The following is a 16,021-nucleotide window of genomic DNA, read 5'->3' as shown; positions in this document are numbered from 1 at the left end:
CGCCGCTACATCATCTGGCGGAACAAGAACGCCACCGACAAGCGCCTACGTCAGGTAGTCAACAGGGCGAACGTTGCCTGACGCGGCACTAGTTCCGGTCCCGCCCCGCGGGCGGGAGTGCCGGCCGGCCTGCGGGGGTCAGCTCAGCCGCTCGACCACCATGGCCATGCCCTGGCCGCCGCCGACGCACATGGTCTCCAGGCCGATGGTCCTGTCGTGCCAGTCGAGGGCGTTGAGCAGGGTGCCGGTGATCCGTGCGCCGGTCATGCCGAACGGGTGCCCGACGGCGATCGCGCCGCCCATCACGTTCAGCTTCTCCAGCGGGATGTCGAGCTGGCGGTACGAGGGGATCACCTGGGCGGCGAACGCCTCGTTGATCTCCACCAGGTCGACGTCGTCGATGGTCATGCCGGCCCGCTTGAGCGCCTGCCGGGTGGCCTCGACCGGGCCGAGGCCCATGATCTCCGGCGACAGGGCGGTCACACCGGTGGAGACGATCCGGGCCAGCGGGGTGATCCCGAGGTCCTTCGCCTTCTGGGCGCTCATGACCACCACGGCGGCCGCGCCGTCGTTGAGCGGGCAGCAGTTGCCGGCGGTGATCCGGCCGTCCGGGCGGAACACCGGCTTCAGGGCGGAGACCGCCTCCAGGGTGACCCCGGGCCGGGGGCCGTCGTCGGTGCTGACCACCGTGCCGTCCGGCGTGGTGACCGGGGTGATCTCCCGGGCCCAGAAGCCGTCGGCGATGGCCTTCTCGGCGAGGTTCTGGCTGCGTACGCCGAACTCGTCCATGTCGGCGCGGGTCACGTCGTGGACCTGGGCCAGGTTCTCGGCGGTCTGCCCCATGGTCAGGTAGATGTCCGGCAGTTCGCCCGACTCGCGCGGGTCGGTCCAGACCGGGGCGCCGCCCTGGGCGCGGGCCTTCGACCGCTCGGCCGCCGCGGCGAAGCGCGGGTTTTCCCAGCCGCCGCCGACCAGCGCCTGCGCCTCGGGCGGGAGGCCGTCGGAGTTGCCGCGGGCGTACCGGGAGACGGTCTCCACGCCGGCGGAGACGAAGACGTCGCCCTCGCCGGCCCGGATCGCGTGCATCGCCATCCGGGTGGTCTGCAGCGAGGACGCGCAGTAGCGGGTGAGGGTCGCGCCGGGCAGGGTGTCCAGGCCCATCAGGGTGGCGACGACCCGGGCCATGTTGAAGCCCTGCTCGCCGCCGGGCAGGCCGCAGCCCAGGTAGAGGTCGTCGATCTCGTTCGGGTCGAGCTGGGGGACCTTGTCCAGGGCGGCCCGCACGATGGTCGCGGCGAGGTCGTCCGGGCGGACGTCGCGCAGGGACCCCTTGTGCGCCCGGCCGATGGGGGAGCGGGCGGTGGCGACGATGACGGCGTCGCGGGACGACTCAGTCGGCATGGAGCCAACGTTAACCCGTCGGTAACTTCGCGCGGAAGCTGGCGGCCGACCGGGAAATGTCACGCCCGGCGGGGCGCGACGCCCGGTGGGTCAGCGGTCGGACGCGGGCGCCCCGCCCGGCGGGTCAGCGGCGGGACGCGACCGCGGCGGCCGCCGCGACGGCGGGCAGCAGGGCGTGCGCCCAGACCCGGTAGCCGTCGGCGGAGGGGTGGTAGCCGTCGTGACACAGGGTGCCCGCGTCGGCGCGGAACACCGGACCCGTCTCGGTGGCCAGGTCGACCACCGTGCCCCCGGCGTCGAGCACCGCCGCCGTCTGCGCGCGGGCGACCCGCCGCCCGGACCAGCCGACCAGGTGCCGCAGCGGCGGCGCGATCGCGCGTACGGCGCCGAGGTCGGGGCAGGTGCCGACGACCACCTCCACCCGGGCCTCGCGGAGCCGGTGCACGGCCGCCGCGAGGTAGGCGGCGGCCTCCGCCGGCCGGCGCAGGGTGGTGGCGTCGTTGGCGCCGATCAGGATCACCGCCACGTCGGGGCGCTCGCCGAGCAGCGCCCGGGCCACCTGGGTGGCGAGGTCGGTCGAGCGGGAGCCGGAGACGCCGACGCTGGACAGGTGCACCTGCCGGCCGTTCGGGCCCTCGGCGAGCAGGTTGGCCAGCTGGCCGCCGATGGTGTCGTCGAGGCGTTCGACCCCGACGCCGAGGGCGGACGAGTCGCCGAGCAGCACCAGCCGCAGCGGTGGGGCGCCGGCGCGCCCGACCGTGGCGCGCAGCGCCAGCCCGAGCTCCGGCTGGGCGTACTGGCGGTGCCGGGCGACGAAGGCCTGGCCGGCGAGGACGGCGGCGCCGCCGACCGTGCCGGCGATCAGGGAGAGCGCCGTGGCCCGACCCAGCCGACCGGCGAGCCCCGAGGGGATGAAGCGCTCGCTCATGCCAGTCCCTCCAGAGTGGGTGAGTCGGCGGCGGGGCCGGGTTGCGGCACCGCGCCGACACCAAAGAAGGCCCGTCGGCGCAGCTGCACCCACCGACCGGCGGGGCCGCGGTCGCGCCCCCGCACCTGGGTGCCGCTGACCTCGGTGCCCGCGTGCCGAGCGGCCTCCTGGGCGGCCGCGGGGAGCGAGCGTACGCCCTCGCGCCGGGCCGGGGTAGTGCGCCGCTCCTGCCCGGCGCCCAGCGCGGACAGCACGGTCGGCAGCAGCGCGGCGGCGGCCACGGCGTAGCCCTCCGCCGAGGGGTGGAACCGGTCCCAGGCGAACATCCGGGTCGGCTCGGCGGTGAAGCGGGGGCCGAGCAGGTCACCGAGGGAGACCGTCCAGCCGCCGGCCTCGACCACGGCCACCGTCTGGGCGGCGGCGAGCTGCCGGCTCCAGCGCCGGGCCAGCCAGCGCAGCGGCGGCTGGATCGGGCGGATCGCGCCCAGGTCCGGGCAGGTGCCGACGACCACCTCGCAGCCGGCGGCGCGCAGCGTGCGGACCGCCTCGACCAGATAGCGCACGGCCAGGCCGGGCGGCGTGCGGTTGGTCACGTCGTTGCCGCCGATCAGGATCACGGCGACGTCGGGCCGGCACTCCAGCGCCGCCTCCACCTGGTGCTTCAGCACGGCCGAGATGGCGCCGACCACCGCGAACCGGTGCAGCCGGACGGGCCGCTGGAGGCGGCGGGACAGGCCGGTGGCGAGCAGGGCGCCCGGCGTCTCCCGGCGGCGGTGCACGCCGTAGCCGGCGGCCGACGAGTCGCCGAGCACGACCATGGTGACCGGCGGGCCGGGCAGCTTCGCGCCGTAGACCCCGTCGCAGCGGGGCGGCGGCGCCTCGGCCATCGGGATTGTGCGGCGGGCCTGCCGGGCCTGCCCGAGGAGCACGCCGCCGGTCGCCACCGCGGCGGCCGCCGTGGCGCCCGTGCCGATCGCCGCCAGGCGGGCGATCTGCCGAGCGCGCTGCCAGCGCGAACCAACCGGGACGGCGGAACCAACAACCCCCATGCAGCGACATTATCGCGCCGGAACGACACGCCGCCGTCGTCGTGTCGGCTCGCGGGTGGCTGGAAGGCGACCGTCCTGGGTACCTGTTCCGGTGACCGGGCGACAGTTGCGCCGGCACGTCACCCTGGCACGCGGAGAGGGGCCGAACATGGGGAAGACATTGAAGCGGAGCGCCGCGTTCAGCGCGCTGGCGAGGGCGCTCGCGGCGGGGTCGCGGGGCGGGCCGTCGCTCGGGGCGCGGCTCGCGGCGCTGCCCCGGATGATCCGGGCGACCACCCGGGGGGAGTACGACGGCGGCCTGCGGCTGGCCCTGATGACCGCCGCGACGGCGTACATCGTCTCGCCGATCGACCTGCTGCCGGAGATCCCGCTGGCGATCTTCGGGCTGGCCGACGACGCGGTCATGGTGACCTGGCTGGCCGGCAGCGTGCTCGCGGAGACCGAGCGGTTCCTGGAGTGGGAGGCCCGCCGCAGCTCCGTGATCCCCGGGCACGTGGTGTCCTGAACCGACGTACCCTGGGGCGTCGAGAAAACGTCTGCCCGGCCGCCGCCGGCGGCGCCGGAGGAGAAGGGCAACAACGAGGTGCGGTACTACGACAACGTCGTCGAGCTGATCGGCAACACCCCGCTGGTACGGCTGCGCAACGTCACGGCCGGCATCCAGGCCACCGTGCTGGCGAAGGTGGAGTACCTCAACCCGGGCGGGTCGGTGAAGGACCGGATCGCGCTGCGGATGGTGGAGGACGCGGAGAAGGCGGGCATCCTCCAGCCCGGCGGCACGATCGTCGAGCCGACCAGCGGCAACACCGGAGTCGGCCTGGCCCTGGTGGCCCAGCTCAAGGGCTACAAGTGCGTCTTCGTCTGCCCCGACAAGGTCAGCCAGGACAAGCAGGACGTGCTGCGGGCGTACGGCGCGGAGGTGGTGGTCTGCCCGACCGCCGTGGCGCCGGAGGACCCGCGCTCCTACTACAACGTCTCCGACCGGCTGGCCCGGGAGATCCCCGGTGCCTGGAAGCCCAACCAGTACAGCAACCCGGCCAACCCGCGCTCGCACTACGAGACCACCGGCCCCGAGCTGTGGGAGCAGACCGGGGGCGGGCTTACCCACTTCGTGGCGGGCGTCGGCACCGGCGGCACCATCTCCGGAATCGGCCGCTACCTGAAGGAGGCGTCGGAGGGCCGGGTCAAGGTCATCGGCGCGGACCCGGAGGGCTCGGTCTACTCGGGCGGCACCGGCCGGCCGTACCTGGTCGAGGGCGTCGGCGAGGACTTCTGGCCGGAGACGTACGACCGGGGCCTGGCCGACGAGATCATCGAGGTCTCCGACAAGGCGTCGTTCGAGATGACCCGGCGGCTGGCCCGCGAGGAGGGCCTGCTGGTCGGCGGCTCCTGCGGCATGGCCGTGGTGGCCGCCCTGGAGGTGGCCCGCAAGGCCGGCCCGGACGACGTGGTCGTGGTGCTGCTGCCGGACAGCGGCAAGGGCTACCTGTCGAAGATCTTCAACGACACCTGGATGGCCCGGTACGGCTTCCTGGACAACTCCGGCACGGAGCCGACGGTCGCCGACGCGCTGGCCAACAAGCCGGGCGGCCTGCCCGAGCTGGTGCACGTGCACCCGACCGAGACGGTCCGCGACGCGATCGACTACATGCGCGAGTACGGCGTCTCGCAGCTGCCGGTGCTCAAGGCCGAGCCCCCGGTGGTGACCGGCGAGGTGGCCGGCTCGATCGCCGAGAAGGACCTGCTCGACGCGCTGTTCACCGGTCAGGCGCACCTGCACGACACCATCGAGCGGCACATGGCCGAGCCGCTGCCGATGATCGGCGGCGGGCAGCCGGTGAGCGAGGCGGTCGGCCTGCTGGAGAAGTCCGACGCCGCCCTGGTGCTGGTCGACGGCAAGCCGAAGGGCGTCCTCACCCGGCAGGACCTGCTCGCCCACCTCGGCGCCCGCTGACCCGGACGACCCCGCGAGGGCCCTTCCCGGCCGGGGGAGGGCCCTCGCCGTGTCTGCCGCGCCGGACCGGACGATCAGTGCCGCCGGCCGGCGGTCAGAGCGGTCGGTCGTACCGGAGCTGGGGCACGACCACCGGGCCGAGGTGCTCGTCCCGTGCGGTGCCGGTGTGGACCCAGCCGCCGCGCTCGTAGAAGCGCCGGGCGTGCGCGTTCGACGCCAGCACCCACAGCACCGCCCGCGACCAGCCGCGCGAGCGCATGGCGTCCAGCGCGTCGACCATGAGGGCCCGCCCGGTGCCCCGGCCGCGCTCGGCCGGGTCGAGATGGAGGGCGTTGAGCAGGCCCGTCGCCGGGTCGCCCTCGTCGTCCGGGCCGAGGTAGCTGAAGCCGACCAGCCGGCCGTCGCGTTCGGCGACGGTCATCCGGTGGTCGTCGCGCTCCCACCCCCACCGCTCGGCCCAGTACCGCCCCATCGCCTCCGGCCCCGGCTCGGCCAGCGCCTCGGGCGGGACGAACGACGCGTACGCCGCGACCCGGGACCGCTGGTGCAGGGCGCCGACCGGCATCAGGTCAGCCGCGGTGGCGGGGCGGAGGGTGACCGTCACCCGGCCGAGGCTACCCGCCGGGGCGGGACCTGCACGGTGGTCAGGTCCTCGGCGATCACCAGGTCGCCGTCGAAGTGCGCGCGGGCCTCGTCGGCGAAGCGGGTCGCGTCCCCGTACCGCTGCGAGAAGTGGGTGAGCACGAGCCGGCGTACGCCCGACTCGGCCGCCACCCGCGCGGCCTGGCCCGCCGTGAGGTGGCCGACCTCGGCGGCGAGCGCGGCCTCCGAGTCGAGGAAGGTCGACTCGATGACCAGCAGGTCGGCGTGCTCGGCGAGGGCGTAGACCCCGTCGCAGAGCCCGGTGTCCATCACGAACGCGAACCGTTGCCCGGGCCGGGGCACGCTCACCTCCTCCCGGGTGACGCGGCGCCCGTCGAGGTCGAGGTGGCCGACCCGGATCAGCTCCCCGACGGCCGGCCCGGCGATGCCGTACGCGGCCAGCTTCTCCGGCAGCATCCGGCAGCCGTCCGGCTCGACGAGCCGGTAGCCGTACGTCTCGATCGGGTGCCGCAGCCGGCGGGCCTCCAGCGTGCCGACGCCCAGGGTGATCCGCTGCCCGTCGGCCTCGATCGGCTCGACGCGCAGCTCGGCGGTCTCGTGGAAGGAGCTGGCGTGCCGCAGCCGGGCGAAGTACTCCGCGCCGCCGGCCGGGAAGTGCACCGCCACCGGGTGCGGCACCCGGTCCAGCGAGAGCCGCTGGATGGTGCCGGGCAGGCCGAGGCAGTGGTCGCCGTGGAAGTGGGTGACGCAGATCCGGGTCAGGTCGGTGGCGGTGACCGTGGAGTGCAGAAGCTGCCGCTGGCTGCCCTCGCCCGGGTCGAAGAGGATCACCTCGTCGTCCCAGCGCAGCACGTACCCGTTGTGGTTGCGCTGCCGGGTCGGGGCCTGGCTGGCCGTCCCGAGCACCACCAGCTCGCGCATCGACACGGTTGACCTCCGGCTGCGTCGACCACCCGGCCCGGAAAAGGGTCGACCCCCGGGGCTTCCGCGCTCGCGCGCGGGCCGGCTGGACTGGGCCGGCACCCCGGGGGTCGGGTGGCTGTCGTGGATTCGCCGCACCGCTGCCACACGGTCTCGACGATGGTGCCTGTGCCCGCCTCGCGGCGGACGGGATAACTGTCGAGGACAGCGGCTAGCGGACAGCCACCTCACGAGTCCGATTGCTATACAAGTCTGGACCACCTCCTTTCCCGTGTACGGCCACGCTATCCACCGACCGGGCCGCCGGCAACGGATTTCGATCACAGGCTCCCGGGGAATACGCCTAGGCGGTCTCCGCGATGCCGATGGGTCCCTCGCGGGGGCCCTCCTCGCTGGCCGGCTGCACGGCCAGCGACGGGAAGTCGGCCAGCTCGCCCTCCGGCTCGGCGTCCCACTCGGGGAAGACCAGGTCGCTCTGGAGGTAGAGGCAGAGCAACTGGGTGAGCTGGCGCAGCCCGTCGAGGTGGGTGCGCTCGTGCCCGTGGGTGGCGTCCACGCCGAAGCCGAGCAGCGCCACCCGGGCGTGCGCCCCGGCCTCCACCGCCGCCGCCACGTCCGAGCGGTAGTAGTCGAAGACGTCCCGGACCAGGCGCACCCCGTGCTCGGCGGCGATCGAGGCCAGGTTGCGGGTCAGGTGGTAGTCGAACGGCCCGACGCCGTCGCCCATCGCCAGGGTGGCCGCGTCCTCCCGGGACTGCTGGCCGGGGGCGACCACCGCCGCGTCCACGGAGACGATCTCCGCGACGTCCGGGTCCAGCCCGTGGCTGGCCCCGTGCCCGATCTCCTCCGTCACGGTGACCAGCAGGTGCGCGGTGACCGCCGGGCGTACGCCGGCGTCGACCATCGCCTTGAACGCGGTCAGCACCGCCGCCACGCCCGCCTTGTCGTCCAGGTGCCGGGACTTGACGTACCCGGAGGGGGTGACCGTCGGGTTCGGCAGGAACGCGACGAAGTCCCCGGCGTCGACGCCCAGCGCGCGGAGGCCGGCGATGTCGTCGACCGGCTCGTCGACCCGCACCTCGACCTGCTCCCAGCCGATGCCCTGGGAGTCGACGGCCTCGTTGTAGCGGTGCCCGCTGGCCTTCAGGGGGAGCACCTGCCCGGTGATCACCCGGTCCAGGTCGTCGGTGAAGATCCGCACGTGCGCGCCCTCGGCGAACCGGGCGCTGTGCGTGCCGATCGGCTTCAGCTCGAGCCGGCCGTTCTCCTTCAGCCGCTTGACCATGCCGCCGATGGTGTCGGTGTGCACCACGATCGCCCGGTCGGCGCCGGTGGATCGGGGGCCGGGCAGGAAGGCGCTCAGCGCGCCGCGCCGGGTCAGCGTGGAGCCGATGCCGAGCGCGGAGAGCCGCTCGCCCACGTACTGCTGCACGTGGTCCGTACGCCCCGACGGGCTCGGGATCTCCAGCAGCTCCACGAGCACCTGGCGCAGGTAGTCCAGGTCGATCTCCAGGGGCCTCGGGCTCACGCGGCGCCTCCCGGGCCGACCGGGGACCAGAGCCGCCGCGGCGCGCGGGTGCCCGGGAAGAGCAGGTCGACGAAGCGCTCTGCGGTCGGCTGCGGCTCGTGGTTGGCCAGGCCGGGCCGCTCGTTGGCCTCGATGAAGACGTGCTCGGGCCCGTCCGGCGCGGGGACCAGCAGGTCCAGCCCGGTGACCGGGATGTCCAGCGCGCGGCTGGCCGTCACGCACGCCTCGGCGATCGCCGGGTGCAGCTCGGCGGTGACGTCGTGGATGGTGCCGCCGGTGTGCAGGTTGGCGGTCTTGCGTACGGCCAGCACCTGCCCCTCGGGCAGCACGTCGTGCAGCTCGTGGCCGGCCTCGGCCAGCACGTCCCGGGTCATGTCGTCGATCGGGATCGTGGACTCGCCGCCCGTGGCGGCGGCCCGGCGGCGGCTCTGCCGTTCGATCAGTTCGGCGATGTCGTGCACCCCGTCGCCGGTGATCGAGGCGGGCCGACGGACCGCGGCGGCCACCACCTCGTGGTCGATGACGACCACCCGCAGGTCCTCGCCGGCACGCATCTCCTCGATCAGCACGTCCGGGCAGAACCGGGCGGCCAGCTCGACGGCGGCGGCCAGCGCCTCGGGGGTGCGTACGCCCACCGTGATGCCGTTGCCCTGCTCGCCCCGCGCCGGCTTGACCACCACCCGGCCGGCCTCGGCGAGGAAGGCGGCGTCGCCGTCGTCGCCCGTGGCCGTCCGCCCGCGCGGCACCGACAGGCCCGCCTCGGCGAGGATCCGGCGGGTCACCCGCTTGTCGTCGCAGCGGCTCATCGCCACCGCCGAGGTCAGCTCCGACAGCGACTCGCGGGTCCGGACGGTGCGCCCGCCGCTGCTGAGCCGCAGCTCGCCCCAGGCCGGGTCGGTCACCTCCACCCGGATGCCGCGGCGCATCGCCTCGTCGGCGACGATCGTCGCGTACGGGTTGAGCTGGTCGTACCCCTCGGGCGTGGCGGGCAGGAAGAGTCGCTCGTTGATCGGGTTCTTCCGCTTCACGCAGAGCGTCGACGTCCGGTAGAAGCCGAGTCGCTCGTAGAGCCGGATCGCCCCGGCGTTCTCCGCGAGCACGGACAGGTCCACGTACGCCCGGCCGCGCGCGACCAGCCGGGCGGCCAGCGCGGTGATCAGGGCCTGGCCGGTGCCGGGCGGCGCGGTGTTGAAGTCGACGGTGAGGCACCACAGGCTGGCCCCGTTGTCCGGGTCGTCGAAGACCGCGACGTGGTCCACGCCGGTGATGGTGCCGACGACCTCGCCGGTGGCGTCCTCGGCGACCAGGTGCAGGAAGCGGTCGGTGCGGGCGTTGGCGACGAGCACGTCGACGGGGGCGGTGACCATGCCGTTGCGGGCGTAGATCCGGTTCACCGCGTCCGCGTCGGCGGCGTCGGCCAGCGGGCGGATCGCCAGCCCCGGGACGTCGTCGTCGGCCGGCCGGTCGCCGCCCAGCGGCAGCCGGTAGGTCAGCGACGGGTCGATGAACAGCTCGTCGGGCAGCCGGGACACCAGCACGTGCGGGTCGCGCAGGTAGATGCAGATGTCCCGGGAGCCGGCGGCCTCGGAACGCAGCACGGCGGCGACGGCGGCCTGGTCGGTGAAGGTCTGCCCGAAGACGAGCCGGCCCCAGCCGCAGTCCAGCACCACGTCGGTGTCGCCCTCGCGGGCGGGGGTCTCCGGTGTGCCCGGGGCCATCGGGTCGCCGCCGGGCCCGACCCGCTCCCGTCGCCGGCCGCCACGGAACCGGTCGGACCGGGCCGTGCCGGTCGCCAGGGTGTCGGTCACCGTCAGTCGATTCCGTGGCTCTGGAGCCACATTTCCAGGAGTCCGAGTTGCCACAGCTTGTTTCCGTTCAGCGGGGTCAGTTCGGCGTTCGGGTCGGCGAGCAGCGCGTCGACGTAGTCGGCGCGGAACAGGTCGCGGCGGCGGGCCTCGGGCGCGGAGAGCGCGTCGCGTACCCGGTCGAGGAGCTTGCCCTCCAGGTGGGTGAGGCCGGGGACCGGGAAGTAGCCCTTCGGCCGGTCGATGACCTCGTGCGGCAGCACCCGGCGGCCGATCTCCTTGAGCACCCCCTTGCCGCCCTGCGCCAGCTTGAGTTCCGGCGGGCAGCTCGCGGCCAGCTCGACGAACTCGTGGTCGAGGAACGGCACCCGGGCCTCCAGCCCGTGCGCCATGGTCATGTTGTCCACCCGCTTGACCGGGTCGTCGGTCAGCATGACCTGGGTGTCGATCCGCAGCCCGGCGTCGACCGCGGTCTCCGCGCCGGCCCGGCCGAGGTGCGCGGCCACGAACTCCCGGGCCGGGTCGCCGTCGGCCAGCCAGGCCGGGTTCAGCACCCGGGCCAGCCCGGCCGCGTCCCGGTCGAAGAACGCCCGGGCGTACGTGTCGAGCGCCTGGTCCCGGCCGACGCGGGCGAGCGGCGGATACCAGTGGTAGCCGCCGAGGATCTCGTCCGCGCCCTGGCCGGACTGGACCACCTTGACGTGCTGCGACACCACCTCGCTGAGCAGGTAGAACGCCACGCAGTCGTGGCTGACCATCGGCTCGGACATCGCGGCGACGGCCGCTTCCAGCGGCGGCACCAGGTCGGCGGCGGCCACCCGGATCTGGTGGTGGTCGGTGTCGAACGTCTTCGCGACGAGGTCGGAGTAGCGGAACTCGTCGCCCTCCCGGCCGCCGACGGAGTCGAAGCCGATGGAGAAGGTGGAGAGTCCGCGCTGGCCCTCGCCGGCGAGCAGGGCGACCACCAGGCTGGAGTCCAGGCCACCGGAGAGCAGCACGCCGACCGGCACGTCGGCGACCATCCGCCGGCGCACGGCGGTGGTCAGCGACTCGAGCAGGGCGTCCTGCCAGTCCTTGTCGGACCAGCCGGCCCGCCCGGCGGCGCGGGTGAAGGCCGGGTCCCAGTAGACCCGCTCGGAGGTGCGGCCGTCGGCCTCGTAGACCCGTACGGTCGCCGGGGGCAGCTTGGCGACGCCGCGCAGGATGGTGCGCGGCGGCGGCACGATGCTGTGGAAGCTCAGGTAGTGCGCGAGCGCGACCGGGTCGATGGTCGTGTCGATCCCGCCGCCGGCCAGCAGCGCGGGCAGGGTGCTGGCGAAGCGCACCACGCCCGGCGTCTCGGCCACGTAGAGCGGCTTGATGCCGAGCCGGTCCCGGGCCAGCACCAGCCGGCCGGTGTCCCGCTCGCTGATTGCCACGGCGAACATGCCGACCAGGTGGTCGACGAAGTCGAGCCCCCACTCCGCGTACGCCTTGAGCACGACCTCGCTGTCGCCGGAGGAGAAGAAGCGGTGGCCCTTGGCCTGGAGCTCCTCGCGCAGCTCGCGGTAGTTGTAGACGCACCCGTTGAAGACTCCGGTCAGCCCCGCGCCCGGGTCGACCAGCGGCTGCCCGCTCGCGGCGGAGAGGTCGATGATCTTCAGTCGTCGGTGTCCGAGGGCCGTCGGGCCCTGGGCCCAGACGCCGCTGTCGTCGGGCCCCCGGTCGCTCATCGTGGCCGCCATGCGCTCCACCGCCGACACGTCGGCGCGCGAGCCGTCACGGCGGAACTCTCCCGCAAGTCCGCACATGCGAGGCAATGCTGCCAGAGGCCGGTGCGGTTCGCCCGTTGAGCTGATGCCGGCGGTGTTCGTGGTTGCTAGGATGCTCGGCCCCGTCGGCCCGGCCCGTGGTGGCGGGGGCGTTTCCGGCCTGGCCCCGCCCCGCTGCCCGAATCGAAACGGGTCTGCGGTGTGACAAACACCGCAGACCCGTTCGCGGGCGTCGCGCGGGCTCAGCCGCCGGTGCGGGCGATGCCCACCGGGCAGCTCAGCCCGTTCGGGCCGTGGTTGCAGTACCCGTTCGGGTTCTTCGTGGGTGCGAGGTACTGCTGGTGGTGGTCCTCGGCGAAGTAGTAGGCGCCGAGCCGGTCGATCTCCGTGGTGATCTCGCCCTTGCCGGCGCGCGCCACGATCGGCGCGAACGCGTCCCGCGACGCCTGCGCGGTGGCGAGCTGCTCGTCGGTGGTCGCGTAGATCGCCGACCGGTACTGGGTGCCCACGTCGTTGCCCTGGCGCATGCCCTGGGTCGGGTCGTGGTTCTCCCAGAAGACCTTGAGCAGGTCCTCGTAGCTGATCCGGCTGGGGTCGTAGACCACCTGGACCACCTCGGCGTGCCCCGTCATGCCCGAGCACACCTCCTCGTACGTCGGGTTCGGCGTGATGCCGCCCGCGTAGCCGGCCGACGTGGTGAGCACGCCGGGCAGGGTCCAGAACAACCGCTCGGCGCCCCAGAAACAGCCCATGCCGAACACGGCCACCTGCGAGCCCTCCGGGAACGGACCCTTGAGGGGGGTGCCCAGCACCTCGTGGCGGTCCGCGACGGGCATCGCGATCAGACGACCCGGCAGGGCCTGGTCGGGGGTGGGCAGCTCGGCCTTCATACGGCGCAGGAACACGGTGGGACTCCTCTCGTACCTCTCCCAGCGTGCAACACCGCCGGACCCGCCTTCCTTACCCGCCCCGCCGCCACTCAGGCCGTCAGGCGGGGGACAGGGCCGCGGTGATCCGGGTGGCGTACGCCCGCGCCTCGGCGTCGTCGGCGTAGCGGGTGCGGGGCCAGAAGAAGCCGCGCAGACCGTCGCCCTTCGTCCGGGGCACCACGTGGGTGTGCAGGTGCGGGACCGACTGGGACACCTTGTTGTTCATCGCCACGAACGTGCCGCCGGCCCCCAGACCGGTCTCCACCGCCAACGCGAGCCGCCGGACCAGGCCGAAGTAGCCGGCCAGCCCCTCGGCGGGCAGGTCGGCCAGGGTGACCAGGTGGGTGCGCGGCACCACCAGCACGTGCCCCTTGAAGACCGGCCGGGTGTCCAGGAACGCGACCCCGTCCGGCTCGTCGGCGACGCGGAACGCCGGCACCCCGCCCGCCACGATCCCGCAGAACACGCATCCGCTCACCGGGGCAGGGTAACCGCCGCCGTGAAGGGCGGTCGTGCGGTGGCAGAGCCGGGTGATCCGTCGGGCGCGGGTTGTGACGCCTCCTGCGGCCCCGGCGACTAGCCTCACGGGAATGAGTCACGGCTTCGAGACGCTCGCCATCCACGCCGGCCAGGACCCGGAAGCCCGCACCGGCGCGGTGATCCCTCCGATCTACCAGACCAGCACGTACGCCCAGGACGCCGTCGGCGCGCCCCGGCTGGGCTACGAGTACAGCCGCTCCGGCAACCCGACCCGGGACGCGCTCCAGGAGTGCCTCGCCGCGTTGGAGGGCGGGTCGGCCGGCCTCGCCTTCGCCAGCGGACTGGCCGCCGAGGACACCCTGCTGCGCACCGTCTGCAAGCCGGGCGACCACGTGGTGATCCCCGACGACGCGTACGGCGGCACGTACCGGCTCTTCGCCCGGGTCGCCGAGCGCTGGGGCCTGGACTACACCCCGGCGCGGGTCTCCGACCCGGACGCGATCCGGGCCGCCGTCGAGCCGGGCCGGACGAGGATCGTCTGGGTGGAGACGCCCACCAACCCGCTGCTCGGCATCGCCGACATCGCCGCGCTGGCCGGGGTCGCGCACGACGCGGGCGCCCTGCTGGTGGTCGACAACACCTTCGCCTCGCCGTACCTCCAGCAGCCGATCGCGCACGGCGCGGACGTGGTGGTGCACTCCACCACCAAGTACGTCGGCGGTCACTCCGACGTGGTCGGTGGCGCGCTGGTCGCGGCCGACGCAGGGCTCGGCGAGGAACTGCGCTACCACCAGAACGCGATGGGCGCGATCAACGGCCCCTTCGACGCGTGGCTCACCCTGCGCGGCATCAAGACCCTCGGCGTACGCATGGACCGGCACTGCGACAACGCCGAGCGGATCGCGGCCTACCTGGACGGGCACGCCAAGGTCGGTCAGGTCATCTACCCGGGACTGCCCTCGCACCCCGGCCACGAGGTCGCCGCGAAGCAGATGCGCCGGTTCGGCGGCATGATCTCGTTCCGGGCCGCCGGCGGCGAGGAGCACGCCGTGGAGATCTGCAACCGGGCGAAGCTGTTCGTGCTCGCCGAGTCGCTGGGCGGCGTGGAATCCCTGATCGAGCACCCGGGCCGGATGACACACGCAAGTGCTGCCGGCTCGCCGCTTGAAGTTCCCGGCGATCTCGTGCGACTGTCTGTCGGCATCGAGACGGTCGACGACCTGCTCGCCGATCTGGAGCAGGCGCTGGGCTGACCGCTGGCTGGGAGGGTGGCCGTGCAGGACATCATGCCGACCTGGGTGGGGGCGACCGCCAAGCAGATCGCCCGGGGCGTACGCCGGGGCGACGTCACGGCCACCCAGGTCGTCGCGGACCACCTCGACCACATCGCCCGGGTCGACGCCGACCTCGCCGCGTTCCGTACGGTACGCGGCGGGGAGGCGATCACCGAGGCGGAGAAGGTCGACGAGCAGGAGGACCTGGCCAACCTGCCGCTGGCCGGGGTGCCGGTGGCGGTCAAGGAGAACACCCCGGTCGCCGGCCTGCCCACCTGGAACGGGTCGGCCGCGGTCCGTACGCCCGTCGCCGAGGCCGACCACGAGGTGGTCCGTCGGCTGCGCGGCGCCGGCGCGGTGATCCTCGGGGTGACCCGGATGCCGGAGCTGGGCCTCTGGGGGATCACCGACGACGAGACCGCGGTCACCCGCAACCCCTGGGACGCCGGGCGTACCCCCGGCGGCTCCTCCGGCGGCGCGGCCGCCGCGGTCGCCGCCGGGCTGGTGCCGATCGCCCACGGCAACGATGGCCTCGGCTCGATCCGCATCCCGGCGGCCTGCTGCGGCCTGGTCGGGCTCAAGCCGGGGCGGGGCGTGGTCCCGTGCCAGCTCGGCGCGGAGGACTGGTTCGGCCTCACGGAGCACGGCATGCTCACCACCACGGTCGCCGACGCGGCCGTCGGCTTCTCCGTGCTGGCCGGCCGCCGCCCGGAGACGCTGGTCCCGCCGCAGCGGCTGCGGGTGGGCGTCTCGCTCCGCTCGCCGGTGCGGGGCGTGCACCCCGACCAGCCCAACCGGGACGCGGTCGCCGCCGCCGGCCGGCTGCTCGCCGCCGCCGGTCACGACACGGTGCCGGCCGATCCGGTCTACCCGACCGCGCTGGGCCTGCAGGGGATCGCGACCTGGTTCGCCGCGGCGGCCGCCGACGTGCGCGCCGCCGGGCTGGACCGGCGCGGCCTCCAGCGGCGCAGCCGCCGGCACGTCGCCCTCGGCGAGTGGGCGCAGCGGCGGGGGTACGTCCGGGAGGCCGACCGGGCCGCCTGGCGCGAACGCTCGATCGGCTTCTTCGCCGACCACTCGGTCGACCTGCTGCTCACCCCGGCCCTGGCCACCGTGCCGCCGGAGGCCGCCGGCTGGTCCGGCCGCTCCTGGTGGGCCAACATGCTGGCCAACATCCGGTACGCCCCGTTCGCCGCGCCGTGGAACATCGCTGGCCTGCCCGCCCTGGTGGTGCCGGTCGGCCGCCGCCCGGACGGGCTGCCGGTCGGCGTGCAGCTCATCGGCCCGCCCGGCTCCGAGCTGCTGCTGCTCGGCGTCGCCGGCCAGTTCGAGATGCAGGCCCCCTGGTCCCGCCACGCCCCCGGCTATCCCCGCATCCCGGCCGCGGTCTGATCCCGC

Annotated in this window: 13 protein-coding genes and 1 pseudogene; 4 read left to right on the top strand and 10 right to left on the bottom strand. The window is 74.2% G+C overall.

From position 1 onward, the window contains the following. Positions 1 to 138 precede the first annotated feature (138 nt). From ABZ793_RS28840 to ABZ793_RS28830, 3 genes and pseudogenes are all read right to left on the bottom strand, one after another. Positions 139 to 1,401: an acetyl-CoA C-acetyltransferase gene (locus ABZ793_RS28840; RefSeq protein ID WP_357462541.1), complete on the bottom strand. Its 1,263-nt coding sequence runs from the start codon at positions 1,399 to 1,401 to the stop codon at positions 139 to 141. 124 nt (positions 1,402 to 1,525) lie between these two features. Then, entirely contained in the window at positions 1,526 to 2,329 is an 804-nt protein-coding gene (locus tag ABZ793_RS28835) for an SGNH/GDSL hydrolase family protein (RefSeq protein WP_357462550.1), read from the bottom strand. Next, positions 2,318 to 3,378: pseudogene (locus ABZ793_RS28830) on the bottom strand (SGNH/GDSL hydrolase family protein); the annotation flags it as partial. The gene ABZ793_RS28835 and the pseudogene ABZ793_RS28830, both read right to left, overlap by 12 nt. A gap of 148 nt (positions 3,379 to 3,526) precedes the next feature. Between ABZ793_RS28830 and ABZ793_RS28825 the strand changes: the two are divergent. Together ABZ793_RS28825 and ABZ793_RS28820 are read left to right on the top strand one after the other, a co-directional pair. Then, entirely contained in the window at positions 3,527 to 3,883 is a 357-nt protein-coding gene (locus ABZ793_RS28825; protein ID WP_357462538.1) for a YkvA family protein, read from the top strand. A gap of 78 nt (positions 3,884 to 3,961) precedes the next feature. Further along, on the top strand, positions 3,962 to 5,332 hold the full coding sequence (locus tag ABZ793_RS28820) for a cystathionine beta-synthase (protein ID WP_350703322.1): 1,371 nt from the start codon (positions 3,962 to 3,964) through the stop codon (positions 5,330 to 5,332). 94 nt (positions 5,333 to 5,426) lie between these two features. On the opposite strand, the gene ABZ793_RS28815 is transcribed toward ABZ793_RS28820, so the two are convergent. The 7 genes from ABZ793_RS28815 to ABZ793_RS28785 all read right to left on the bottom strand — a co-directional run bounded on the left by ABZ793_RS28815 (position 5,427) and on the right by ABZ793_RS28785 (position 13,347). Next, a complete protein-coding gene (locus ABZ793_RS28815) occupies positions 5,427 to 5,936 on the bottom strand; it encodes a GNAT family N-acetyltransferase (protein ID WP_357462535.1) in 510 nt (169 codons plus the stop codon). Beyond that, a complete protein-coding gene (locus tag ABZ793_RS28810) occupies positions 5,933 to 6,862 on the bottom strand; it encodes a ribonuclease Z (protein ID WP_357462532.1) in 930 nt (309 codons plus the stop codon). The genes ABZ793_RS28815 and ABZ793_RS28810 overlap by 4 nt, the downstream gene beginning before the upstream one ends. A 337-nt stretch (positions 6,863 to 7,199) precedes the next feature. Further along, the gene (locus ABZ793_RS28805) at positions 7,200 to 8,384 is read right to left on the bottom strand and encodes an osmoprotectant NAGGN system M42 family peptidase (protein WP_357462530.1); all 1,185 of its coding nucleotides are present in this window, start codon (positions 8,382 to 8,384) and stop codon (positions 7,200 to 7,202) included. After that, on the bottom strand, positions 8,381 to 10,192 hold the full coding sequence (ngg, locus tag ABZ793_RS28800) for an N-acetylglutaminylglutamine synthetase (protein WP_357462527.1): 1,812 nt from the start codon (positions 10,190 to 10,192) through the stop codon (positions 8,381 to 8,383). The genes ABZ793_RS28805 and ngg overlap by 4 nt, the downstream gene beginning before the upstream one ends. A gap of 2 nt (positions 10,193 to 10,194) precedes the next feature. Then, entirely contained in the window at positions 10,195 to 11,979 is a 1,785-nt protein-coding gene (locus ABZ793_RS28795) for an N-acetylglutaminylglutamine amidotransferase (protein WP_357462524.1), read from the bottom strand. 203 nt (positions 11,980 to 12,182) lie between these two features. Next, positions 12,183 to 12,845 (bottom strand): peptide-methionine (S)-S-oxide reductase MsrA, encoded by a 663-nt coding sequence (gene msrA, locus ABZ793_RS28790; protein ID WP_357462521.1) that lies wholly within the window; start codon positions 12,843 to 12,845, stop codon positions 12,183 to 12,185. An 82-nt stretch (positions 12,846 to 12,927) separates the two neighbouring features. Continuing rightward, positions 12,928 to 13,347, bottom strand: a complete 420-nt coding sequence (locus ABZ793_RS28785) for an HIT family protein (protein WP_357462518.1) — start codon at positions 13,345 to 13,347, stop codon at positions 12,928 to 12,930. Between the two features lie 112 nt (positions 13,348 to 13,459). Between ABZ793_RS28785 and ABZ793_RS28780 the strand changes: the two genes are divergently transcribed. Both ABZ793_RS28780 and ABZ793_RS28775 read left to right on the top strand, forming a co-directional pair. Further along, positions 13,460 to 14,602 carry a cystathionine gamma-synthase gene (locus ABZ793_RS28780; RefSeq protein ID WP_357462515.1) on the top strand — a complete coding sequence of 381 codons (1,143 nt, stop codon included), beginning with the start codon at positions 13,460 to 13,462 and terminating at the stop codon, positions 14,600 to 14,602. Positions 14,603 to 14,617: 15 nt separating this feature from the next. Further along, positions 14,618 to 16,015, top strand: coding sequence for an amidase family protein (locus tag ABZ793_RS28775; protein ID WP_357462512.1), 1,398 nt, complete (start codon positions 14,618 to 14,620; stop codon positions 16,013 to 16,015). Positions 16,016 to 16,021: the final 6 nt, after the last annotated feature.

The organism is Micromonospora sp. NPDC047465 (genome assembly GCF_040643125.1).
Classification (GTDB): Bacteria; Actinomycetota; Actinomycetes; order Mycobacteriales; family Micromonosporaceae; genus Micromonospora.
The sequence above is the reverse complement of the archived record's forward strand: the minus strand, read 5'-3'. Positions and strand labels throughout refer to the sequence as shown.

Coding starts and splice junctions, on each gene's coding strand:
- ABZ793_RS28840 (WP_357462541.1), bottom strand. CDS start 1,401: ATGCCGACTGAGTCGTCCCGCGACGCCGTCATCGTCGCCACCGCCCGC.
- ABZ793_RS28835 (WP_357462550.1), bottom strand. CDS start 2,329: ATGAGCGAGCGCTTCATCCCCTCGGGGCTCGCCGGTCGGCTGGGTCGG.
- ABZ793_RS28825 (WP_357462538.1), top strand. CDS start 3,527: ATGGGGAAGACATTGAAGCGGAGCGCCGCGTTCAGCGCGCTGGCGAGG.
- ABZ793_RS28795 (WP_357462524.1), bottom strand. CDS start 11,979: ATGTGCGGACTTGCGGGAGAGTTCCGCCGTGACGGCTCGCGCGCCGAC.
- ABZ793_RS28780 (WP_357462515.1), top strand. CDS start 13,460: ATGAGTCACGGCTTCGAGACGCTCGCCATCCACGCCGGCCAGGACCCG.